The organism is Pontibacter sp. YIM B11418, from assembly GCF_059278805.1.
This window is the reverse complement of sequence record NZ_JCAEMH010000007.1, coordinates 250,524-274,401: the sequence shown is the minus strand read 5'-3', so window position 1 is coordinate 274,401 and position 23,878 is coordinate 250,524. Positions and strand designations below refer to the sequence as shown.

The following is a 23,878-nucleotide window of genomic DNA, read 5'->3' as shown; positions in this document are numbered from 1 at the left end:
TGTCTGGCTGCTCTCCAACATTCCTATACCTTGTCAGAGGTTGCTATACCTTAACTAACTTCAGTTGACTGCAAACTAAAAGCCCCGGCTCTCTCAGGAGTGCCGGGGCTTTTAGTTTAACCTTGATTTATTACTTGCTGATGATCTTGAATTCTGTACGGCGGTTCACCTGGTGATCTTCCTCCGAACACTCTATGAAGTCAGCGCATTTATTACGCAGCCTGGTTTCGCCGTAGCCCTTTGCTACCAGTCGTTTACGTTCTATACCTTTCGAAACAATGTAGTCCACAGCAGCCCGGGCTCTGCGCTCCGACAGATCCTGGTTATACTTGCGGGTCTGGCGGCTGTCGGTATGCGAGCTCAACTCGATGCGGATAGTCGGGTTGGCTTTCAGGATACGCACCAGTTTGTCGAGCTCAATGGCCGCATCCGGACGAATATCATGCTTGTCGAGGTCGTAGAAGATGTTTTCCAACACGATTGGCACGTTCGGTGTATCGCGGTACATGATCATTTCCACCAGCAGTGAGTCTATACTAAACCGGCAATCTGGTGTAAAGAGGATCGTCTGTGTCAGGTAACCTTTTTTGCTACCACGGATCGTGTACTGCATGCCCGCCTCCACTTTGTAGTTGAAGTTACCGGTAGAGTCGGAGTGTGTTTCCACCATTGAGCCTACGTTTTCTTCAAACAGCTGCAGCAATACATTGTCCACCATCACGCGTTTTTTGATGTGCGTTCCCGGCTGGTCTACCATTTCGTACGTTTGGCCCACCAGCGTACACTCCACGTTCACTTCTCTGAATTTGTAGATGTTGTCGTAGCCCACTTCGCTCGTTCTGCCAGATGATAACCAGCCTTTGGTACCTGAGCTGTCTACTACTATACCTAGGTCGTCGCGCGAAGTGTTAAGCGGGTACATCAGGTTCTGCACGCGTGTCCAGCTGCCGTGATCTCCTTCCGCTCTGAAAATGTCGAGGCCGCCTAGGCCTACGTGCCCGTCAGATGAGAAATAAAGTTTGCCATCGCCGCCAATGCTCGGGAAGCTTTCGCGGCCACTTGTGTTGATCACTTCGCCTGCGTTCACGGGCTCGCCCCAGTTGCCGTCCGGCTGTCGCTCGGAGTAGTAGATGTCTGTTTCGCCCACACCGCCCGGCATATCCGACACGAAGTAGAGCAGTTTGCCGTCTGGCGTAATAGCCGGGTGACCAACCGAGTATTCCTGTGGCTTGTTATACTTGAAGGGCTTTATATCCACCCATTCCTCGCCATTGCGACGCGCTGTAAAGATCTCATGATGGTTAATGTTACCACCTCCTTTGCCATCGCCTCTATTTACCCAACTGGTAGGGTCTGTGTTCACTTTGCTTTGGCTACGCTTCACACTGTTGGTTCTGGTAAAGTAAAGCGTGTTTTCCTTCGGCAGAAAGGCTGCCGGTCCATTGTGAAATTCTGTGTTGATCTCTTGGCTGAGCGGGTTCGGCTCGCTCCAGGTAGAATCTTCGTTCATGCTGGCGTAGTAGAGCTGCACAAAACCATTGCCTGTCCAGTTAAAACGCTCTTTCTTCTTGCTCTCGTCTGTCGGGAGTCTGTCTGAAGAGAAAACCATGTCGCCGTTCGGTAGCTGGATAGGGCTAAAGTCAACACCGGAAGAGTTCAGTTTTTCCTCAACAGCAATTTCGTAAGAGAGCGGCCTGTTCGTCCAGAAGTTGGCTGTGTCGCAGGATGCGGCCTTCTCCATAGCCATGGTGGCCTGCTCCGGTACACGGCGGGCATAGCTGGCATACATTTCTTTCGCTTTCTCATAGTTACCGTTGCGCTTGGCTGCTTCGGCATAGTAGTAGATGCTCGCTGGCGTTACATTCTCAAAACCAGCCGCCTGGGCATACCAGAACTCAGCCTCCTTGCTGTTGTTCATCAGGCGGTAGCTGTCCGCAATGCGCTCTAGCAGGTATGCGTCCGGCTCTTTGCGCTCCATTAACTTTTTGTAGGCATCAAGTGCCAGGGCGTACTCAAAGCTATTGAAGTACTTGTCAGCCTCCTTCATCTCTTTTTTCTGTGCCGCAAGGGGCTGCGCGCATAGTGTGGCCAGAAGAATCAGTAGGTATAGGAATCGTAATCTCATGTCTGCTTTCTGGGTGAAATTAGAAGTATCGTGGGGTCAGCATTCGGTTGTCCTGCTTCTTGAAGAAGGAGTAGCCCAATGAAATTTCGTGGCTGGCGTGCTGGCGCAGGGCGTTCAGACTCACATCGTAAGAGTAGCCCAGTCGCAGCTTCGGCGTTACATACAGCTGCGCGATGGCAGCCCATGCGTTGCGTCGGTCCAACTCATATTCGTCAGAGTAATTGTTGTGCACTTTTACAGCCGTGCGGTACGAACCACCTAGCCAAATGCGCTCCCCCAGCAGGAAAAAGGCATTCAGGTCCAGGCTAGTCGGGCTGTTGAAATCCTCTTTCACCAGAAAACTCGGTTTGAAAATAAGCGTTGATGAAAGGTCCAGCACATAGCCCGCCGAAAGAAAGTAATGTCGGTTCGGCATAGTGACCTCCAAGTCGTCCCCTCCCGTGTTGATCAGGTTGGCTACTGAAAGGCCCGTATAAAAACGTTCTGTGTTAAAGAAGGCACCAATACGAAAGTCAGGCATCAGCTCCGAAACTTTACCTTGGTTAAGCGCTTGGTCTGGTCTGGTGTTGCCTGTGTTGAGCTTGGTACCGTCGAGGGTATACTGTGCCACACCTGCTGCAAAGCCAAGGGCCAGTTTCGCGGTTTCGCTCATTCGCAGGCGCACAGCCAGGTTGCCGTGCAGCCCCATCTGGCGCTGAGCCCCCAGCTCGTCATTCATGGCATTGAGACCGAACCCCAGCAGCCCGCTGCGGGATGAGCCATCCACACTGAAAGTCTGTGTGGTAGGCGCCCCCTCTATACCTACCCACTGGCTGCGGTGAGTGAGGTTAGCGTTAATAATCTCTTTGCTGCCCGCATAGGCCGGGTTGATGATCAGTTCGTTGAAGATGTACTGTGTATATTGTGGTGCCTGCTGCGCATAGCCCTTCCAGGACAGCAGCAATAACACCAGAAGTACCCCTAATTTTCGCATGGTAATCACTTAATTCGTTTGTTTTCTTATCGGACTATCATCACATAACCCTTGTAGGTCTTCTCAGAGCCATCGCACAGCGTGAGGCGAATCAGGTAATAGTAAGTACCCTCCGCTAATTTATCTCCGTTCCAGTTGTTCTGATAAGCTTTGCTCTTGTACACTTCATTGCCCCAGCGGTTCACTACCACTACCTCGTTGTCCGGGTAGTTTGCCAGGTTCCCGATCACCCAGGTATCGTTTTCACCGTCGTTGTTCGGCGTGAACACATTTGGCACAATCAGGTTGGCTTCACGCATACTCGGGTCTGAGATCATCGTTACCGGATCACTCTTACACTCGCCGTTGTCGGCTATTACTGTAATCTCTCCTCTGTTATTACCCTGCATCACGGTGATGACGCTGGTACCCTGACCAGACAGGATTTCCCAGCCAGTTGGCACTTCCCAGGTAAACAGAGAGGCCGGGCTGTCCGATTCAAGTTCGAAAGTGGCTATATCAGAGCAAGCCAGCGTACGGTCTACTATGCGGCTGATCACAGGAAGTGGTCTTGCTGAGACAGCCAGTTTTGTTGCGGCGCTCTTGTCGCAGTCGTTTACGGCTTCTACACTTACCTCTCCTGATCCAGTGCCTATCTGTACTGTGATTTGTGTAGTACCATGACCAGCAGTAATGGTCCATCCGGCCGGCACTTTCCAGGAATAAGAAGCTGCATTTGCCACCGCGTCAATGGAGTAGGTAGTGATGCGGCTCGCGCAAGTCAGCGTCTCACCCTTGATAGCAGCAGGTGCAAGTGGTGCCGATGTAACAACTTCAACGGTCAATGTTGCTTCGGCCGTGGTGCCACAGGCGTTCTGGGCTTTTACTTTCACATCACCTCTGCCTGCTACTTTTACTTTTATGCTGTTGGTACCTTTTCCCTCTAGTATCTCCCAGCCAGTCGGCAGTGTCCAAATGTATGTTTCGGCACCGCTGATGGCAGGTATAGAATAAACCGCATCGGTTCTGCCCACACATGCCAGCTCCGGCCCCTTGATAGCTTCCGGATTCGTAAGCGCACGCTGAGGCTCAGTCAACAGTTTAACGCTCTGGCTCTTTCCGCATGAGTTCACAGCGACTACTGTTACTTCGCCGCCAGCGGTTCCGGCTGTTGCTTTTATCTGTGTAGTGCCTTGTCCTGATGTGATCGTCCAGCCTTGCGGCACTACCCACTCATAGCTAACCGCAGTTGGAACAGCAGCGATGCGGAAAGTGAGACCAGTCGCATTGCCGCAGTAGGTCTTGTTGTCGCTTACGATAGCGGATGGTGTGGGAGGTACTGTACCTACCGACTGCACGGTCAGACCGGTGGCGGTGCTTCTGGTTCCGCAATTGTTAACAGTAGCCACGCTCACTTTACCCTGTGTTGTTCCGGCTTTCACGGTAACGCTTGTTGTGCCCTGGCCTTCCACGATCACCCAGTCTGCACCCGGGAAGGTCCAGAAGTAAGATTTTGCACCTTGCACAGGGGCTACCGAGTAGGTTTGGTTAAGACCGGCGCAGTACTGCGCATTTCCGGTTATTGGTCCTGCCTGTGGGGCTGGTACGTCAGCCACAGGTGCCACGCGCAGTTTAGCAGGTATACTGTTGCCGCATGGGTTAGAAGCTGTCACGGTAATATCGCCAGCCAATGTGCCTACTTTCACCACGACTTCTGTGGTGCCCTGACCAGATAGGATGGTCCAGCCGGATGGCACTGCCCAGATATACTCCAGGGTGTGGTCTACTGGCGCCAGGGTATACACCACCTGGCTCTGTCCTATACATACCTCGTCCGGGCCATTGATGGCGAATGGCGTGGCTGGCACTGTTGGGAATGGCCTTACAGCCTTTGTTGCCGGGCTGCTCTCACCGCACGAGTTTGTCGCAATCACGCTTACATTGCCCGATTGGCTTCCGATCGTCACTGTGATGCGGGTTGTGCCCTGTCCACTGTTGATAACCCAGGTTGGGGGCAGTGTCCAGGTATAGCCCTGCGCACCTGCGATCGGATCTATTTCATAAACCGTTGTTTTGGCAGAACAGCCAAACTCTTCTCCTTTTATCGCGACAGGAGCAGTAGGGGCTCCAGTCGTGGTCGTCACGTCTTTGCGTGTGATGCCACTTGCACCACAATTGTTCACCGCCTGCACACGTAACTGACCTCCGCTGGCATTCTCGCTAAGCGACACGGTGATTTCATTCGTGCCCTGGCCTGCGGTAATGGTCCAGCCGTCTGGCACATACCAGGTATAGCTCGTAGCTCCCGGCACTGGCGCTACAGAGTATTTTGTACCTATACTGCCTTGACAAACCGGAAACGCTCCCGAGATATCACCCGGGTTAACAGGTGGGCCTGGGATAGGCACGACATTGAATGTTCGTGATGGGCTAGTTCCACAGGCATTTAAGCCTTTCACTGTTACGGTACCACCCACGCCGTTCGGGTTGAACGTAACGGTGTTTGTTCCCTGCCCTTCGATTAATGTCCACTCAGCCGGGTACTCCCATACATATTCTGTCACATCGCCGCTGGCTGTCACGCTGAATGTCACACGCTCGGTAGATACGCAGAAAGGCAATGTGCCTGATCCGGAAATATTGGAGGGCTGGCTAGGTGCCTGCAGGAATGGCTTCACCTCGAGTTCAGCTGCATTCGGGCTCTCACCGCAGACGTTCTTCGCTTTTACTGTTACTTTGCCAGCTGTCGTTCCTACGCTCACAGAGATTTGCGTGGTACCTTGTCCGGACAAGATCTTCCAGCCTGCAGGTACCGCCCATACATAGGAGGTAGCATCCTGAACAGGCGCAATTGAGTAGGTGGCGCCTTCACCGGCGCACACGCCTTCATTTGCCGTAATAGGCCCAGGTGTGGCAGGTGGGTCGGGGTAGTTGTTTACTTTCAGACGGCTGGGAGGGCTGGCGCCGCAGCTGTTGTTCACCGAAACCTGTATAAAGGCCTCGTCGTTACGCCCGGTTGCCTCCACCGTGATTTTTGTACTTCCCTGGCCGCTCGTGATTTTCCAACCGCTTGGCACGTTCCAGGTATAGCCGGTGGCTCCTACTACCGGCTCGATGCTGTACTCCCCGACAGTGCCCACGCAGAGCTCCACAGCCCCTGTGATAACACCGGCATCTGGAAGCACGGCACAAAAATTAATGTCAACTGTGTTGTTCTGCTGAATTTCGTCTTCGGCCGCTCCTGAAATTGTACCGCGCACAAAACCGGGGCCTGTTTCGTTGATGGTGGCCGTAAGCGTAAGCGTGTAGGTTTGTCCTACTTTCAGGCTCCCGATGTTCCATACCCAGTTGCCATTCACAAACGAAAAGGTAGAGTTGGGGGCGTCTGATGCAAAGGTATGGTTGACGCCAGAAAAGAGAACAGGGGTTACGCGTACGTTTTCGTCATCTACCGGACCCTTGTTGGTGACTGTGAAGGTATAGGTGATCGTCTGGCCTACGATGTAGCGGTCAACACCGGCGTCGCCTTCTGTCTTTTGTATTTTGATCTCCAGGTCAGTTGGCAGGAAGAAGTTGTTGTTGTTCAGCCTGACCTCGCTTAGCAAGGAAGCCACGCGCCCTCTCACAATTGTACCGTCACCCAGCGTCACTGCTTGTTTCGCCAGGTATTGCCCTTTTATCTCAGCACCATTGGCTACCGTGAGCGCATCCTCCACTATCCAGAATACATTGCCAATTTTAGCGTCTCGTATGAGTTCAATGTCTACTCCCGCCCCTATGTTAAGGCTACCTTTGATAATAAAGATAAAAACTGCGTTGGGGTTGTTGTTACCGTCCAGTGTAATATCGTTGGAGACAGTAGCATTGCCGTTAAACAGGTATACACCTGCGGTATAGGTACGGCCGCCAAGTTCTGGATTGGTTAATGTTGAAGTGGGAGTTGCAGCAGCGGCTGTGTTATATACTGATGTGGCTGCGGCAAGGGCATCGTTAGCGGCGGCATTCATGTTCTCGATGCCGCGCCAGACTGCGCCTGTGTTAAAGTTCTGAGCTAGTTTGCTGACCGAGGCTACTTTTGCGCGAACAATTGTGTTCGTGTTAGGTTGATTGACAACCCTATCGCCACCTACTACGTTATAGTCGTAAAAGGCCCCCAGTGTGGGTGCTTGTTGCGCATGTACGCCAAATGCAACCAGCCATAAGCCTAGCACTAAGAGCAGGGCTCTACTTAAGAAGCTTGTCATGAAGTTAATGAGTATAAGTTTGTTATAGAACCTGGCGTTTAATATTCAACAATTTGCAGCTACGGAAAGCCATTCCCGAAGCTCTTTTCTTTTCATCCCACTTAGCCAATTAACCTGCAAGTATATACTTTAAAAAGTACATTCAGAAGCATCGAAAGTATATTGCATATATTTAGGGCTATATTAAGCTCTAAAATTTAACAAAATTTGTTAAGTACCAAATTTTAAGTTAAAGTTTAAACTTAATTGCGGCAAAGTCCTATCCGATACACTTCTCTTCAGCACATTCGTCACCCAACCCTGATCATAAGCTGGTCTTGCTTATTCAGGCAATCCTGAAATAGTATTTTTCAGACTTGCCTGCAAAAGTAGACACAATCGGGCACACTCTGTATCAGTAACATAAAAAAAATATTCCTGTACCAGCTCTCTCTGAATTGTACTAAATTAAAAAATACGTTTTAGCTTACCATACCCATTGCGGACAGATGATACGGCGGTCGTTGAGCAGTTTAAAACCTACTACTACCTCGTGGGTTCCGGCGCTTACCCGGTTGAGACCTGATGTGGTGGCATCGTAAGAGTATGAGATGTCAATCAGCGGGCTGACGTAAACGCCTACCATACCTACAATGGCATCGTTGTGGCGGTAAGAGGCACCTACCCAGAAGCGCTCATCGTAAAGTGCACGCAGGTTTACATCCACCGAAAGCGGACTTGGTGCCGCCAGCTTGAACATGACAGATGGAATGATGTCGATAGAGCCTCCGGGCGTAATGCGGTAACTGCCTGTCAGGAAGTAATGCCGCTGCAGGTCAAGTGCCACGTTGCTTTCCTCGGAGGAGCGGAAAGTACCGGCGTTCTCGAGCAGTTGCGCCCCGGCAAGGCCCACCGAGAAGTTACGGGAGTACACCCACAGCCCCAGCGAAAGGTCCAGCACATTCTGATTCACACGACCACCGCCTATCAACGGCTCCGCCGAGTTAGTAAACTCCAGCTCTGAACTGTTGATGGTATTGCGGATAAGGCCAGCCGCCACACCCGCCGACACGTTGATGGTGCGCGTAACAGGCAGGTGGTACGCATACGTACCCGAAAGTCCTGTTCTGCGCAACGGGCCCGTCTTATCGGTGTGTAAAATGACACCTGCCCCGTGGTGCGCCAGCGCCTTAGCATACTTGGTACTGGCCGTGCCTTTGTTCAGCGGCATGTGGGCAGAGACATAGTAAGTAACAGGCGCTCCATCAAGCCCCACCCACTGCTGCCGGTTGCTGATGCGTATGTCAGCGTAATCTTCTATACCTGACAAGGCAGGGTTGAGCAGAAAGTTATTGACCATGTACTGGCTGTACTGCGGACGCTGCTGTGCAAAAGCCTGCGTAACAACACCTACCAATACAACCAACAGGAGAGACAGCTTTTTCATAGTCATTATCTAATAATGGTCACATGCCCTGAAATTGGCTTTTCGGAGCTGTTGAGATAAATGATGTAGTAATAGGTTGCCACTGGCAGCGACTCACCGTTGTAGGTGCCGTCCCACGGGTTCGCATAGCCAGTTGAACTGAAAATCTGGTTACCCCAGCGGTTAAAGATCTCAATGCGGGCATCCGGGTAGTTCTGTATGTTCCCGATTTCCCACACATCGTTCACACGGTCGCCGTTTGGCGAGAAGGCGTTCGGCGCCGTGATGGCAGGTATAACCGTCACAGTCACTTCGTCGGTAGCTGTACAGCCTTCTTCAGTGGTGATGGTCACGGTATAGGTGGTTGTCACATCAGGCCTGGCCACCGGATTGGCGACATTGGCATTACTCAGGCTTTCTGCAGGCTCCCACGCATACGACACCCCACCGGTGGCACGTAGCTCTGCCGGGCGCCCCTGAATGATCTCTACATCCGGACCGGCATCTGCTACTGGTGTTACGATGGTTACATTAACTGACGTGCGGGTCGCGTTAGCGCAATTGTTATTGTTTCTGGCCTGTACATAGAAAGTGGTATTCTGAGTTAGTTCTGGCGTGACAAAGGTTGTCCCTACAAAGAGCGGTGACCCGCCAGTCGGAGCGTCATACCACTCAATCGTATTGCCGTTGGCATTGGCTACAGTTAGTGTTGCAGGTTCACCCACGCAGGCGCGGGCATCCTGCACTGTCAGAATAGGGGCATTCGGCAATGGCAGCATCGAAATCAGTACTGCTTCTGAAGGATTCTCGCAACCTGCCGAAATAGCCACCCGACGGAACCAGGTGTCGCGGGTGAGCACAGGAGGGGAATAACCTGCTCCCGTGTTCTGACCTGCTGCTGGATTGAAGCCCGCAGTTGGTCCGCTAATACTGCTTTCCCAACGATAGGTGAATCCACCGCTGCCACCAGAAGGCGTAGTGCCCGTCAGAGGCGCCGGCTGTGTACCTGAGCAAATCTCCTGCGCTGCGGAAATAGCATTGCCTGTAATGGCAGGACGAATGCGGATCTCCACCACATTGCTTTCGCTAGGTGTACATTGTCCGGACCGCACCACGCGCTGGAAGAAGGTAGTTTGTGTGATAGCGCCTGGGGTATAGCTCTGCTGATTGTTGGTGCCCGGTGCCGGCACGAAACTGCCGGCCGTACCGGTACCACTAGTAAGCCACTCGTAGGTATAGTTGCCGCTGCCACCTGATGGGGCTGTACCCGTAATGGAGCCTGGCGCGGTACCAGAACATTCGTCCTGGGTTGACGCTGTGATGGTGTTATTGGCGAGGACTGGAAAAACAGTGATGCGAACAGCCTCTGAAGGAGAGTCGCAAGCTCCTGAAGTCACTACACGCCTAAACCATGAATCGCCAGATAAGTTGGTAGGGGGCTCGTAATTTTCACCGTTGTTAGGCGCTGGCGCTGGCACAAAGCCCGTATTTGGCCCAAGTGTGCTTATTTCCCAACGATAGGTATAGGGACCACCCGCCCCGCCACTTGGAGGTGAGCCAATCAACTGCGCTGGCGAATCTCCTGCGCAAATCTCCTGCAACGCAGGTGTAACTACGTTCGCGCTAGGAGGTACTGGCTCCACTGCCACTACCTCGACCACGTTACTGGAGTCAGGGGAGCAGCTAGCAGAACGGACGACACGCCTGAACCAGGTAGTGGCGTTAATTGGCTGAGTTGGGGTATAGTTTTGGTTGTTATTTACGCCGGGAGCTGCCGCAAAGCCCCGGTCTGGCCCTGCTGTACTTATTAGCCAGGTATAACTGTAAGGTGTGGATTCATCGCCGCCGGATGGCCTGCTGCCCGTCAGCTCCGCTGACACGCCGCCTACGCATACACTGCCTGTTTGCTGCCCTCCGATATCAACCAGGTTGTTGGTAACGCGCGGGTTTACGTTAACGGTCACTTGTCTGCGTGGGCCTGTGCAAAGTATACCTTGTGCTGAGTCACGGGCGGCGACATAAAAGTTGTTACTGCCACCAGGCAGAGGGGGCGTCACAAAGGTGTTACCGATAAAAATAGGGGTTGCATTCGGATCATCGGTATCGAACCAGGCAAAAGACGGTGCCGTTGATGTTGGGGTCAGCTCCACAAAATCGCCCTCGCAGACGATCCCTGGGTTGCCTATAGTTGGCAGCCCCGGCTGCTGCAGGATAACTACCTGCACCGGCGGCTGTGGTTGTCCCTGGAAAATGGCATTGGAACTACCGCACTCATTCACCGCTTCCACGGCAATGGTATAGGTGCCGGGCCGGTCAAAATCATACGCATAGCTGAAAGTCTCCGAATTAAAGGTCCGGGTCGTCGGTCCTTTCGGACCGTTGATGGAGATGGTTACTGTGATCTCCTTACCAAGGTTTATGTCGACAGACATCCCCCCACCACTGCCTCCGCCCGGGAAGCCGCCCGGCCCGCTCGAACTCAAGTCGATCCGGGTTGGCCCGCAGAATACGCCTCCCTGTGGCGGCACCACTTGAGGCCAGCCGACCACAATGCCTTGTGAGGCCGTATCAGAGTCGCACCCGTTGGTAACGATTTGCTCAATCGTATACACTCCGGACTCTGTAAACCGGAAAACAGGATTTGCTTCCGTCAGGCTACCTGATTCCAGGACATAGCCCTGATCTGGCGTTACGGACCACACATAGGTTAGCCCTCCACCAGTCGCGGAGTCTTCGGGTGTGACAATGACGGGTATACAAGGCGGCACCTGTTCATCATCAACCCGTTCCTTGCCCAGCGAAAACCCTGCCTTGGGCTCTTTGCTGACACTGTATACCTGCGTGAATGGCTCTGTACAGCCATTGCCAGCCACAGCTGATATCGTGATGGTATAATCTCCGACTGCAGTGTATGGATTCGGGTTAGAGATAGGAAAGTCAGATGGACGGTATTGCACCGGTGCGCTGCCATCGCCCCAGTCCACAAAATAGCTGCGGATGTCACTTAGGGCGGGCTCCTGGGTCGTATTGGTGATTGTGGCTGTCACACTGATATCAGCATCTGCCACAGTGTCGGGCAGACAGGTGATGAAGTCATTTTCTTCCGTGAAAGAAATTTCAGGTAATCGGCGAATCTGCACCGGCTTTGTCACCGGCTCTGGGGCAGGGCAGCTGGTGATTGTGCTTGTCGCCAGCACTGTTACATCGAAAGTTGCAATGCCTGTGCCCCGCTCGTTATAAACATGTCTTACCCTAGGACCACGACCATTAGAACCGTCCCCTAGTGTCCACGTGTAAGTTTCGTCTGGAGATGCATTGATTATTTCAAAAGTAACGGTATCTCCTGAACAGGGGGTAGTTGACGGATCAATTGTAAAGTCAGGTAGTGCCGGGCGGCTATTAACTGTTATGGGCACTTCAGAGGAAGTGTTTGTATCGCAGGCGCTACCTGAAACCTGTACCTTATACCTGCCTGTTTCGGTAACCTGCAACTCTCTGCCTGTTGCTCCTGTCTGAACACCATCTTTGAACCACAGATAAGAAAGGCCAGCGCCCTCCGGAGCTCTTAGAATTGTTGTTTCACCTTCACATAAAACGGTACGCCCATCCACTTGCACGGTAGTGGGACAAGGCGCTGACCAGGCAGGACCACTTAATAGCAATAAAGAAGCAAGCAAACTAAAGAACAGATGCCTGGGTAGCAGTTGGCGCATCGGATCAGGTTTAAAGGGTGAAATTTGGCTGTACTGAAACTATAACGATATAACCTTTCATTATGATTTATCAGAGCATGACTTTAAAGCTAATATTGCTTAAATATAAGTAAAACAAACAAATAACTGTATATACACTCTAACCAACGATTGATAAAGTCACTCCTCAGAATTGGCTTACAAACTAAGCGCTTTTATGTTTAGGCTTTGCCTCGTTATTTCTCTATAGCAGGAGCCCCTGTTTACGTCAAGAGGTATAGTTCTGTTTAAATATAGCAGCAATAATATTTATGGAGGAATTGAGTGGTGAGCTAGCACCTATTTGAATTGGGAAGAAGGGATAAAAAAGTAAAAGCCTTGAACCGTTTCCGATTCAAGGCTTTCTTAGGTAGCGGGAACAGGACTCGAACCTGTGACCTTTGGGTTATGAGCCCAACGAGCTACCAACTGCTCCATCCCGCACTGTTATTGTGTTACAAAAGTAGTATAAACATACTTACTACGCAAGCTTTGGTTGCTAAAAACCTCAAAAAAATTGTGAGAAGCTAGAATTTACTGGTGATTCCGAAGTGTATCTTAGAGGCTCTCAGCGACATAGGCTGCTGTTCTGATTTTCCGACAGAATACACTAATTGAAAAATTCCTGCGCCGGTACTGAAGCTGATGCCTCCGCCAACCCCGAGCGGCAGGCCTTCGGCCTTCGATTGCTCCAGGTCGCTGCGGTAATAGCCCTGATCATAGAAAAGCAGCACATAGGAATCTTCGGCTGTAAACAAGCGATATTCAAGCGTACCGATGCCATAAGTAGAAGCAAAGAAGAAGTACTCATCAAAACCTCTTAAAGAAGCCAGCCCGCCGATGCGGTACATGTCGTTGAGGAAGATTTGATCATTGAGGAGCGCTTCGCCCCGGATCCGGGCCAGCAGGGCGCTGTTTTTTCCTACCCGAAAGAAGTTCTCAAGTCGTACACCCAGACTGAGCTGGGTCGTGTTTACCTCCAGGGTATCGTAAAATTCCTTTTCCAGATTTGGGTTGCGCAGCAGCTTCTTGCGACCTGCTGCCAACTGCAGTTCTACCAATCGACCTTTTCGGGGGAAATAGAAGTCATCCAGGTTATTCCAGAGGTAGTTCAGTCCGTAGGTGTTCGTGCGGGCGTCTGCCAGATCGAGTGCCCGTAGGCTTTGCGGACTGGCTGTAGAAAGAATGCGGGAGTTGCGCCACTCGGTAAATACACTGAAGCGCCCGTACCGGATGGTATTATAGGCCAGCTGCACCCGCGGTTGTATGGTAATGAAACTGGAGTCTTGCTTAAGCAGCCCGAAGCGCGTGCCCAGCTCGAAAGGTGTTCCGAAAAGATTTGGATGCAGGTACTCGCCGTTCAGGATGACAGAGCCTTTGTTTACCCGTCGCCACTGTAGCCCCAATTGCTTGCCGCTGCCTTTGATGTTGCGGATGTTCATGTTAGCCTCGCCCGTAATAAGCAGTTTGTTGCCGGAACGACTCGGGTCAGGCAGGAAACCGACTACACCGTCTATCTGGTTTGTCTGTCGGTCTTCTAAAAAGTAAACTACTTTTGCCTTGTCCCGGAGAAACTGTACCTGCGGAGGACGCACCACCTTTAGGTATGGTAGCGTGGTGAGCATCCGCTGCGAGGCTTCCACCTGATCCTGGTTATAAGGCTGGCCAGGGTATAGCTGCAGGTAGCGCATCAGGAATTTAGGTTGCGTTTTGCTGCCACCCATCACTTGCAGCGTATCGTAGGTTACCACAAAGGCTTTTTCAACCATCAGGGCAGCCGATATTTTGTTGTCTTTTATCTGAATGGAATCGAGCCAGACGGAGGCGAAGGGATAGCCGTTGCGCTCGGCGTAGTCGAGGATGCGCTGCTGCAGCCGGGCATATTCGGCTGGTTTAAAAGGTACGTTGCGGTAAAACTTCTCCCGAAAACCGGACTCCACTAGTATACCTTCGCTCAGGTTGCCGTTGCGCAGCTCAGCCCAATCAAAGCGGTTGCCGATGTGCAGTTTCACGTGGAGCGTATCATTGCGCTTGTATGAGCTGTCTGCCGAGGACAGCAGGTAGGCGTCCTGATGCAGGCGATGCACCAATGCTGTTACTTCTTTGCGCGCCTCTACGGTATCGGCCAGCTGCGTACGGTAGTTGTACTGCCGGAGCACCTGTTGGTCGGGGCCGGTAGTGTATACCCTAAGCGCTGTCGTTGGTTGGTTAACCAGCTTTGGGGCCGGTGGCTGTAACTGCTGCGGTGGCACGGGCGGCTTGTCCTGCGCCTGCAGCAGGGGCAGGCACATGAATAAGCACCACACTAAGACAGCGATTTTGTACATTTGTACACTAAATGGTTGAATTGTTTACAAGCTAAATTGTTTCTCTAATTAACATGAGGCCTGTGCTCAAATTATGCTCACAAAGGTATAACTGCCCGAACGGATTCCTGCATCATACCTTCACATAATAATCAGGCGAAACAACAATTTAACCATCAGCAATTTAACAATTAAAGATTTGTCCGGCATATACCTTCATATTCCCTTCTGCAAACAGGCCTGCCACTACTGCGACTTCCACTTTAGTACTTCCATGGGGCACAAAAAGGCTACCATACAGGCCATTGCCCGGGAGTTGGAACTGCGCCGCGATTACCTGCAGGGACAGGAAGTACGTACCATTTATTTCGGTGGCGGCACCCCTTCGCTGCTCACACAGACGGAGCTATACCTTCTCCTGCAAACCATCAAAGCGCTGTTTATAGTTTCGGAGGAGGCAGAAATAACACTGGAGGCTAATCCGGATGACCTGTCGCCGGAGAAGCTGCAGGAACTGAAAGCAGCAGGTATAAACCGGCTGAGCATCGGGCTGCAGTCCTTCCACGAGCCACACCTGCGCATGATGAACCGCGCCCATAATGCAACAGAAAGCCTACAATGTGTGAAAGACGCCCAAGCTGCCGGCTTCGACAACATCACCGTGGACCTGATCTATGGTATACCTGCGCCGGACCATAGCATCTGGCTGGAGGACCTGAAAACCCTTTTCTCGCTCAACGTGCAGCATGTTTCCTGTTACGCCCTGACCATAGAACCCGACACAGCCCTAGGCCGTTGGAGCAAAAAAGGCACTTTCAAGCCTTCGGAAGACGAGTTTACGGCGCAGCAGTTTGAGATCTTGCTGGAGCAGATGAAGGCGCATGGGTATGTGCAGTACGAGGTGTCCAACTTCAGCAAGTCGGGCTACGAATCGAAACACAACAGCAATTACTGGCGTGGCGTGCATTACCTGGGAGTTGGCCCGAGCGCGCATTCCTTCAACGGCCACAGCCGGCAGTATAATGTGGCCAATAACCGGAAGTATACCGCCGCCATGGCCGAAGGCATTATACCTGCCGAGGTAGAAGAACTCACGCTGGCCGACCAGGCTAACGACTACCTGCTCACCACGCTCCGCACCATCTGGGGTTGCGACCTGAACCTGATGCGCGACAGGTATAGCTACGACCTGCAGTCACAGCATCAGCTATACCTGCAACAGCTTAGCGAGAAAGGATTGGCGCGTGTTGAGGCAAACGTGCTATACCTGACCGACCCGGGCAAGCTGCTTGCCGACCAAATAACCCTGGACCTGATGATAGAATAGCACGTGCTGATTATATCAGATTTATTTGTAGATTTGGTTTCAGCCGGAAAAAAGCCCCGCGCTACACCACCATGCAGCTATTGGAAACACTTTACCTAAACGACATCAGCCGAATCGCCGCAGACCGCCAGCACGGTATAGTGGCAAACACCTGGCTGCGCCCCGTGGAGCACAACGAGATGCTCCAGACTTCTGAAAAGTTAGGCCAGCTACTGGAGGAATCTAAGGCTGACAAGCTGCTGCTGAACGCACTGGTCATTGGCAAACTGCTTCCCCATACCAAAGAGTGGCTGTCTACTACCTTTTACAAATCGCTTTCGGAACAGGGCGTGAAAAAACTGGCCCGTGTGCTGCCCGAAAATGTGTTTAACAGGCTCTCGTTTGAGTCTGTGATGACAAGGGCAGAAGCACTGGGGGGAGTGGACTTTGAAGCAAGGAACTTTACGAATGATGCTGACGCCCTGCGCTGGCTGCGGGATTATGAGAGTTAAGTGATGCAGGCCTCCATTACATACCGCGACCAACCCTATACCTTCGACCCGACACAGCCGCTGGACATCTCTATGCCGCTGCACGATAAACAACCGCAGCCCGAGTGCTTCTGGGCCGAGCCAGCGAAGTTTGATGTGATCCGGGTGGGAGATTTTGTCGGAAGCGTGGCCCAGGGAGGAAGCACCAATTACAAGCGCATCCACCTGACGCCGCACGGCAACGGCACTCACACCGAATGCTACGGCCACATTTCGGCCGACGAGCACGCCACCATCCACAACTGCCTGAAACGCTTTCTCCTTGTAGCGCAGCTCATCACGGTAACTCCACAAAAGCAGAAAAACGGCGACGAAGTGGTGCTGCTCGAGGATGTGAAAGCCGGACTGCAAGGTATAAAATGCGAAGCGCTCATCATCCGCACCCTGCCGAATTCCGAAGGGAAACTCACCCGCCACTATTCCGGCACCAACCCGCCCTACCTGGAGCATACCATTGGGCAGTATCTGGCTGAGAAAGGTATACAGCACCTGCTGCTCGACCTGCCCTCCGTGGACCGTGAGCTGGACGAAGGCAAACTGCTCTGCCACCACGCTTTCTGGCAATACCCCAAAAACACCCGCTGCGGCGCCACCATCACCGAACTGATCTATGTACCGGACCAGGTAGAAGATGGGCTATACCTGCTCAACATCCAGATCGCCAGCCTGCAACTCGATGCCAGCCCGAGCAAGCCGGTGCTTTATAAGCTAACCCCTGTTTTCCCGGCTTTATAAGGTATAGCTATACCTTGCCAGACCTCCAGTGAGTATCTTAACCAACCGCCCAGCTATACCTGCGACACTCCATTTTCTAGACACTCACACAACTAAGAGATGCTGTAAAGTCGTGCGATAGGTATCGCTATACCTGTTAAAAAAGAAAAGCCGGAGCCAAAAGCCCCAGCCTTAAGGTTAGGTTTAGTTTAGTTGAGGTTTCTTTAAAACAACTGCTCTGCCACTTTCCGCACCGATTCCGACTTGCCCATGGAGTAGAAATGCAGACAAGGTACACCAAACTCCATCAGCTCCTTGGATTGCTGTATCGCCCACTCCACACCCACCTGCGCGGCCGCTTTGTTATCAGCACAAGACTCGATCGCATCAGCCAATGCACACGGAATCTCGACATGAAACAAGCTGGGCAACAGGGTGAGCTGCGTTTTGGTGGTCATCGGTTTCAGGCCCGGAATGATCGGCACGTTTATACCTTCGGCGCGGCAGCGATTCACGAAATCAAAATATTTCTGGTTATCGAAAAACATCTGCGTGACGATGTACTCTGCACCCATTTCTATCTTCTTTTTCAGCCAGCGGAGGTCAGAGGTCAGGTTGGGTGCTTCGAAGTGCTTCTCCGGATAGCCGGCTACGCCAATGCAAAAGTCGGTACCATTGTGGTATACCTGCTCCTCGTCCAGGTAACAGCCCTTGTTCATGTTCACGACCTGCCCGATAAGCTCCGTGGCATAGGTATGGCCGTCGGGCTCCGGCACGAAGCGCTGCTCACTCTTCACGCAATCACCGCGCAATACCAGCACATTGTCTATACCCAGGAAATGTAGGTCGATGAGGGCATTCTCTGTTTCTTCTTTGCTGAAGCCGCCGCAGATCAGGTGCGGCACCGTGTCTACCTTGTAGTGGTTCTGGATGGCCGCACAAATGCCCACCGTACCCGGCCGTTTACGTGTGCTGCGCTTCTCCAGCAAACCGTTTTCCCGTGATTTGTAGATATACTCTTCGCGGTGGTAGGTCACGTCGATGAAAGGCGGCTTGAACTCCATCAGCGGATCGATGTGGTTGAACAGGGTTTTCATGTTCTCGCCTTTGAGCGGCGGCAGGATCTCGAAGGTGAACAAGGTCTTGCCATTGGCGTTCCGGAAGTGCTCGGTTACTTTCAATTTTTATCTGAATTGTTAAATTGCTGTATTGTTGAATAGTTGGTCTGCTATACCTGCTGCGCTACCGGCTTCGGCTCATAGTTCAGGTTCGGCGACAACCATCGCTCCAGTTCCTCTTTGGCCATACCTTTGCGCTGCGCAACGTCTGCTACCTGGTCTTCGCCTATCTTACCGAGACCAAAGTAGCGGGAATCCGGATGCGAGAAGTACAGGCCACTTACTGAGGATGCCGGATGCATGGCCAGGTTCTCGGTCAGGATCACACCGGCTTCTTCTGCATTTAGGAGGTTAAAAAGCGTGATCTTTTCGGTATGGTCCGGACAGCCGGGGTAGCCAGGGGCCGGGCGTATACCTTTGTATTGCTCCTTGATCAAGCCCTCGTTATCCAGCTGCTCGTCCGGTGCGTACCCCCACAGTTCCTTGCGTACTTTCCGGTGCATGAGTTCGGCAAAGGCCTCGGCCAGGCGGTCTGCCAACGCTTTCACCATGATGCTGCGGTAATCGTCATGCTCGGCTTCGTACTGCTCCAATAACTTCTCGATACCAAAACCTCCCGACACCACAAAGCCGCCGATGTAGTCGGCTATACCTGTTTCTTTCGGTGCCAGAAAATCGGAGAAGGCCAGGTTCGGTACGTTGGCTCCTTTCTTGCCCTGCTGGCGCAAGGTATGGAACTCGGTCAGCACGTTTTCACGTGAATCATCGGTGTATACCTCGATGGTATCATCGGTGTATACGTTGGCAGGATAGAACCCCACCACAGCCCGCGCTTCCAGCAATTGCTTGTCCACGATCTCCTGCAGCATGCTTTGTGCGTCGGCAAATAGTTTGGTGGCTTCCACACCAAGCTCCGGATCGTTCAGGATTTTCGGGTACTGCCGCTTGAGCTCCCAGGTATGGAAGAAAGGCGTCCAGTCGATGTAAGGCACAATCTCAGCCAATGGGTAGTTCGTGTATACTTTGTTGCCGATGAAGTCTGGCTTGGTCACCTCCGTTTCAGCCCAGTTCACCTGATACTTATTAGCACGCGCCTCTTCTATGGTCGCAAAAGCACGGTCTTTGGTGCGGTTCAGGTGGTCTGCGCGCAGCTTTTCGTACTCGGCTCTGATCTCTGCGATATAGCTGTCGCGCTCACTGCCAAGAAGGCTGCTTACCACCGTTACGCTACGCGAGGCATCGTGCACGTGTATCACCGGGCCGCTGTACTGCGGCGCGATCTTCACGGCTGTATGTACCCTGGAAGTAGTGGCGCCGCCGATCAGGAGCGGAATTTTCAGGCCGCGACGCTCCATTTCCTGCGCCACGTATACCATCTCATCCAGCGAAGGGGTGATCAGTCCACTTAGACCGATAATATCTACCTGATGCGCTTCGGCCTCGGCCAGAATCTTGTCCAGCCGCACCATCACGCCCAGGTCTATTACTTCGTAGTTGTTACAGGCCAGCACCACGCCCACAATATTTTTGCCGATGTCGTGCACGTCGCCTTTCACCGTCGCCATCAGGATCGTACCCGCCGTTGACTTGGAGGTATCGGAGGCCAGCTTTTCCTTCTCCATAAAAGGCAGCAGGTATGCCACGGACTTTTTCATCACGCGAGCGCTCTTCACCACTTGCGGCAGAAACATTTTACCGGCACCGAACAGATCACCCACCACTGACATACCTGCCATTAACGGCCCTTCGATCACATCCAGGGTTTTAGTTGCCTGCTGCCGCGCCTCTTCGGTGTCTTCGTCGATAAAGTCTACGATGCCTTTTACCAGCGCATGCTTCAGGCGCTCCTCCACCGGCGCCTCGCGCCAGGAATTATCAGCGGCGACGGCTGTTTTGCCTTTGCCTTTGATAGTCTCTGCGTAAGTAACCAGCTTTTCGGTAGCGTCCGGGTGGCGGTTGAAGATCACGTCTTCGATCAGGTCACGCAGTTCAGCCGGAATTTCGCTGTATACGCCCAGCATACCTGCATTCACGATGCCCATGTCCATACCTGCCTGCACGGCATGGTACAGGAACACGGTATGCATCGCCTCCCGCACCACGTCATTGCCCCGGAAAGAGAAGGATAAATTGCTCACGCCACCGCTCACCTGCGCATGCGGCAGATTGGCTTTGATCCACTTCACCGCCTCAATATAATCTACTGCGTAGTTGTTGTGCTCTTCTATACCTGTGGCGATGGCCAGGATGTTCGGGTCGAAAATAATGTCTTGTGGCGGGAAGCCAACTTCTTCAGTCAGGATGCTATAGGAGCGTTCGCAGATTTCAATGCGACGCTCCAGCGTATCGGCCTGGCCTGTTTCGTCAAAAGCCATGACCACCACGGCGGCACCGTACTGGCGCACTCTGCGGGCGAGTCTGATAAACTCTTCTTCGCCTTCTTTTAAAGAGATGGAGTTAACGATCGATTTGCCTTGCGTTCGCTTCAGGCCGGACTCAATTACACTCCATTTAGAGGAATCGATCATGATCGGCAGTTTAGCAACGTCGGGCTCGGAGGCGATCAGGTTAAGAAAATCGGCCATGGCCTGCTCCGAATCGAGCATACCTTCGTCCATGTTCACGTCAATGATCTGGGCACCGCCTTCTACCTGCTGACGGGCCACCGAGAGGGCTTCTTCGAACTTACCGTCAACAATGAGGCGGGAGAATTTTTTGGAGCCGGTCACGTTGGTGCGTTCGCCAACATTCACGAAAAGGGTATCGGAGGTTATGGTGAGAGGCTCGAGGCCGCTGTAGCGGGGGAGCGGGGCTACGGGAGTGGGAACGTGCGGTTTATACCTGCGCACCAGGTCTGCAATTACTTTGGTGTGGATTGGCGTGGTGCCACAACAACCACCCAGTACGTTCACCAGCCCTTCTTTCAGGTACTCTTCCACGATAGCGCCCATTTGCTGAGCCGTTTCATCGTAGCCGCCAAAGGCGTTGGGCAGACCGGCATTCGGGTAAGCGCTGATGAAACAGTCCGAAATACGCGACAGCTCCTGGATGTGTGTTTTGAGCTGACGAGCACCGAGCGCACAGTTAAAGCCCACGCTCAGGATCGGCGCATGCGAAATCGAGTTCCAGAAAGCTTCTACTGTCTGCCCGGACAAGGTACGGCCGCTGGCATCGGTAATAGTGCCGGATACCATGATGGGGAGTTCTTTGCCGCCGTTATTTACGTGCTCTTGTATAGCGAAAAGTGCCGCTTTGCAATTCAGGGTGTCAAATACGGTTTCTACCAACAGTAAATCAGCTCCGCCGTCTACTAGTCCGCGTACCTGCTCGTAGTAAGCTTCCACCAGTTGGTCGAATGTGATGGCGCGGAAACCGGGGTTGTTGACATCCGGAGAGAGAGAGGCCGTGCGGTTGGTCGGGCCAATGGCGCCTGCTACGAAACGCTTGTGCGCCGGATCTTTGGTTTCTACCTCATCGGCCGCCTCACGGGCTATCTTTGCCGACTCGTAGTTCATCTCGTACACCACATGCTCCAATCCATAATCGGCCATCGCGATGCTGGTACCACTGAAGGTATTGGTCTCGATAATATCGGCACCGGCCTCGAGGTACTCGGCATGAATAGCCCTAATAATATCCGGACGTGTGATGGAGAGCAGGTCGTTGTTGCCCTTCAGGTCAGACGGATGATCCTTAAAACGCTCGCCACGGAAATCGGCTTCGGAGAGCTGGTAACGCTGGATCATGGTGCCCATGGCGCCGTCGAGCACGAGCACGCGCTCCTGCAGCAAGGTATAGATCGGATGTGATTTGGTCATGTTGGTGCTCCCCTCTTGGTTAAGACTACAAATGCGCTTATCAAGAAGGACACCCAAAGGCAGGTATACTCTCTTATCTTTTCCCGGCCAAGGTATAGCTGAGAAGGGAATTAGCACCAGGCTGGTACAAGGTTGCTAAGACGTCATAGGGCCCTGTCCCTCGGTCTTTCTTGATAAGAAGCTGTAAAGATACATACTTATCCGCAAAAGGCGAATTTTTGTTGCCAAAGAATAGGAAGATAGTGGGAAGGAGTGCGGAAACAGGGCGAAGGACTGCGGAAAAAAGGTATAAAAACAGAAAGGGATACCATAAGTATCCCTTTCCTAAAAGAGTTTAATTGTTTTCACTCTATAACTCTTTCTATTTAGGTATACGGAGACACTGCGGGCATGTTGCCCTTTTCTGAATAAAACTTTGATATTGAGTTATTTGCTCCGGAAGGCCGCATTAATCTCAATTTAGGTATAGCTCAATCGTCTATATAATTAGCCGGTTGGTATAATTCTTCGTGATGGATTTATAAAAGGCTATACCTTAACAGCTTAGAACATCATGGCAGGTATACACATGAACTACAAAACATTCATGCTCAACGGCATAAGCGTTCTCCTGGGGCTCATCTTCTTCACGGCAGGTATGGCCAAGATCTTTTATGAGCACAAGTTCCCGGGCCTGATCGGGCCGGTCTGGTTGGAAGAGAAACTGGCGGAGTTCGGCCTGGGGCTCTTTGCCCGCTTCATCGCCTACTCCCAGATCGTGGTCGGGTTTATGTTGCTCACGCTCCGCTACCGCACGCTGGGTGCCATTGCCCTGCTCCCTATGCTGCTCAATATCCTGCTGGTTACCATATCGCAGAACTGGAAAGGCACGCCCTATGTGCTTGCTTTCTTCCTGTTGCTAAACATGGTGCTGCTGGCAGCGGAAGCGCCCAAACTCCTGCACCTGCTCGGATTCAGGACAAATTACACACCCTCCGTGCACGCACCCTTATGCTATGGTTTGATCTGGCTTGCCGGCCTTGGTTTGGTGCTGAGCAGTATACCGCTTTCCTTCCAAAGCCTGACTGCAGCCTATGTACTTTGTGTGGCAGGTATAGCTGCCGGGCTCTATACCTACTGGAGGGGTGGCCGGGTAGGAAAGGAGGAGAAAGTTTCCCCGGCTATACCTGAAGCCATACCTGCCCCGAAGCAAAAAGCCTAGAAAACAAAAAAGGGATGCGATGGCATCCCTTTTTTGTTTTGCCACTCTAAAGTGGCGGCATAGGCCGTAAAGCTTACGCTTCTGCTTCTACCTTAGGAATTACAGAAACGTATGAACGGTTCTTAACGCCTTTTTTGAATTGAACTACACCGTCAGTCATAGCGAACAGTGTATGGTCTTTGCCCATACCCACGTTGTTGCCTGGGTGGTGTGAAGTACCCCTTTGTCTTACAATGATGTTGCCGGCGATGATGTCCTGACCACCGTAAATCTTAACACCAAGTCGTTTTGAGTGAGACTCGCGGCCGTTATTAGAACTACCAGCTCCTTTTTTGTGTGCCATTTTCTTTTACTATTTAGTTCAGGCGGACGAACCATGCCTGAAAGATTTTACGATTAATTTCCTC

At 52.3% G+C, this 23,878-nt stretch carries 13 protein-coding genes, 1 tRNA gene and 1 riboswitch; of the genes, 4 read left to right on the top strand and 10 right to left on the bottom strand.

Annotated features, from left to right (window positions below; genetic code table 11):
• Positions 1-130: 130 nt before the first annotated feature.
• From AC4QZR_RS17955 to AC4QZR_RS17925, 7 genes are all read right to left on the bottom strand, one after another.
• Complete coding sequence (locus AC4QZR_RS17955) at positions 131-2,125, bottom strand: OmpA family protein (protein WP_494482156.1); 1,995 nt, start codon at positions 2,123-2,125, stop codon at positions 131-133.
• 19 nt (positions 2,126-2,144) lie between these two features.
• Entirely contained in the window at positions 2,145-3,098 is a 954-nt protein-coding gene (locus AC4QZR_RS17950) for a PorP/SprF family type IX secretion system membrane protein (protein WP_494482155.1), read from the bottom strand.
• Positions 3,099-3,124: 26 nt separating this feature from the next.
• Entirely contained in the window at positions 3,125-7,321 is a 4,197-nt protein-coding gene (locus AC4QZR_RS17945; protein WP_494482154.1) for an ice-binding family protein, read from the bottom strand.
• A 466-nt stretch (positions 7,322-7,787) separates the two neighbouring features.
• Complete coding sequence (locus tag AC4QZR_RS17940) at positions 7,788-8,747, bottom strand: PorP/SprF family type IX secretion system membrane protein (RefSeq protein WP_494482153.1); 960 nt, start codon at positions 8,745-8,747, stop codon at positions 7,788-7,790.
• A 5-nt stretch (positions 8,748-8,752) separates the two neighbouring features.
• Positions 8,753-12,439 (bottom strand): DUF8696 domain-containing protein, encoded by a 3,687-nt coding sequence (locus AC4QZR_RS17935; protein WP_494482152.1) that lies wholly within the window; start codon positions 12,437-12,439, stop codon positions 8,753-8,755.
• Positions 12,440-12,828: 389 nt separating this feature from the next.
• Positions 12,829-12,901 (bottom strand) — tRNA-Met (locus tag AC4QZR_RS17930).
• Between the two features lie 83 nt (positions 12,902-12,984).
• Positions 12,985-14,784, bottom strand: coding sequence for a BamA/TamA family outer membrane protein (locus AC4QZR_RS17925; protein ID WP_494482151.1), 1,800 nt, complete (start codon positions 14,782-14,784; stop codon positions 12,985-12,987).
• Positions 14,785-14,962: 178 nt separating this feature from the next.
• Here AC4QZR_RS17925 and hemW point away from each other — a divergent pair, with 178 nt between their 5' ends.
• The 3 genes from hemW to AC4QZR_RS17910 all read left to right on the top strand — a co-directional run bounded on the left by hemW (position 14,963) and on the right by AC4QZR_RS17910 (position 17,355).
• The gene (hemW, locus tag AC4QZR_RS17920) at positions 14,963-16,090 is read left to right on the top strand and encodes a radical SAM family heme chaperone HemW (RefSeq protein ID WP_494482150.1); all 1,128 of its coding nucleotides are present in this window, start codon (positions 14,963-14,965) and stop codon (positions 16,088-16,090) included.
• Positions 16,091-16,161: 71 nt separating this feature from the next.
• A complete protein-coding gene (locus AC4QZR_RS17915; RefSeq protein ID WP_494482149.1) occupies positions 16,162-16,581 on the top strand; it encodes a hypothetical protein in 420 nt (139 codons plus the stop codon).
• Between the two features lie 3 nt (positions 16,582-16,584).
• A complete protein-coding gene (locus AC4QZR_RS17910; RefSeq protein ID WP_494482148.1) occupies positions 16,585-17,355 on the top strand; it encodes a cyclase family protein in 771 nt (256 codons plus the stop codon).
• Positions 17,356-17,558: 203 nt separating this feature from the next.
• Here AC4QZR_RS17910 and metF read toward each other — a convergent pair whose 3' ends face one another.
• Both metF and metH read right to left on the bottom strand, forming a co-directional pair.
• On the bottom strand, positions 17,559-18,515 hold the full coding sequence (gene metF / locus AC4QZR_RS17905) for a methylenetetrahydrofolate reductase [NAD(P)H] (RefSeq protein WP_494482147.1): 957 nt from the start codon (positions 18,513-18,515) through the stop codon (positions 17,559-17,561).
• 47 nt (positions 18,516-18,562) lie between these two features.
• Entirely contained in the window at positions 18,563-22,270 is a 3,708-nt protein-coding gene (metH, locus tag AC4QZR_RS17900; RefSeq protein ID WP_494482146.1) for a methionine synthase, read from the bottom strand.
• 70 nt (positions 22,271-22,340) lie between these two features.
• Positions 22,341-22,450, bottom strand: a riboswitch (SAM riboswitch).
• Positions 22,451-22,838: 388 nt separating this feature from the next.
• Between metH and AC4QZR_RS17895 the strand changes: the two genes are divergently transcribed.
• On the top strand, positions 22,839-23,471 hold the full coding sequence (locus AC4QZR_RS17895; RefSeq protein WP_494482145.1) for a hypothetical protein: 633 nt from the start codon (positions 22,839-22,841) through the stop codon (positions 23,469-23,471).
• 73 nt (positions 23,472-23,544) lie between these two features.
• Here the strand turns inward: AC4QZR_RS17895 and rpmA are convergent, their stop codons facing one another.
• On the bottom strand, positions 23,545-23,814 hold the full coding sequence (gene rpmA / locus AC4QZR_RS17890) for a 50S ribosomal protein L27 (protein WP_494482144.1): 270 nt from the start codon (positions 23,812-23,814) through the stop codon (positions 23,545-23,547).
• Between the last annotated feature and the right edge of the window lie 64 nt (positions 23,815-23,878).

Bases quoted from the DNA above. Each gene is read 5' to 3' on its own strand.
- AC4QZR_RS17955 (WP_494482156.1), bottom strand. From the start codon at position 2,125: ATGAGATTACGATTCCTATACCTACTGATTCTTCTGGCCACACTATGC.
- AC4QZR_RS17950 (WP_494482155.1), bottom strand. From the start codon at position 3,098: ATGCGAAAATTAGGGGTACTTCTGGTGTTATTGCTGCTGTCCTGGAAG.
- AC4QZR_RS17945 (WP_494482154.1), bottom strand. From the start codon at position 7,321: ATGACAAGCTTCTTAAGTAGAGCCCTGCTCTTAGTGCTAGGCTTATGG.
- AC4QZR_RS17940 (WP_494482153.1), bottom strand. From the start codon at position 8,747: ATGAAAAAGCTGTCTCTCCTGTTGGTTGTATTGGTAGGTGTTGTTACG.
- AC4QZR_RS17935 (WP_494482152.1), bottom strand. From the start codon at position 12,439: ATGCGCCAACTGCTACCCAGGCATCTGTTCTTTAGTTTGCTTGCTTCT.
- AC4QZR_RS17925 (WP_494482151.1), bottom strand. From the start codon at position 14,784: ATGTACAAAATCGCTGTCTTAGTGTGGTGCTTATTCATGTGCCTGCCC.
- AC4QZR_RS17915 (WP_494482149.1), top strand. From the start codon at position 16,162: ATGCAGCTATTGGAAACACTTTACCTAAACGACATCAGCCGAATCGCC.
- AC4QZR_RS17910 (WP_494482148.1), top strand. From the start codon at position 16,585: ATGCAGGCCTCCATTACATACCGCGACCAACCCTATACCTTCGACCCG.
- metH (WP_494482146.1), bottom strand. From the start codon at position 22,270: ATGACCAAATCACATCCGATCTATACCTTGCTGCAGGAGCGCGTGCTC.
- AC4QZR_RS17895 (WP_494482145.1), top strand. From the start codon at position 22,839: ATGAACTACAAAACATTCATGCTCAACGGCATAAGCGTTCTCCTGGGG.
- rpmA (WP_494482144.1), bottom strand. From the start codon at position 23,814: ATGGCACACAAAAAAGGAGCTGGTAGTTCTAATAACGGCCGCGAGTCT.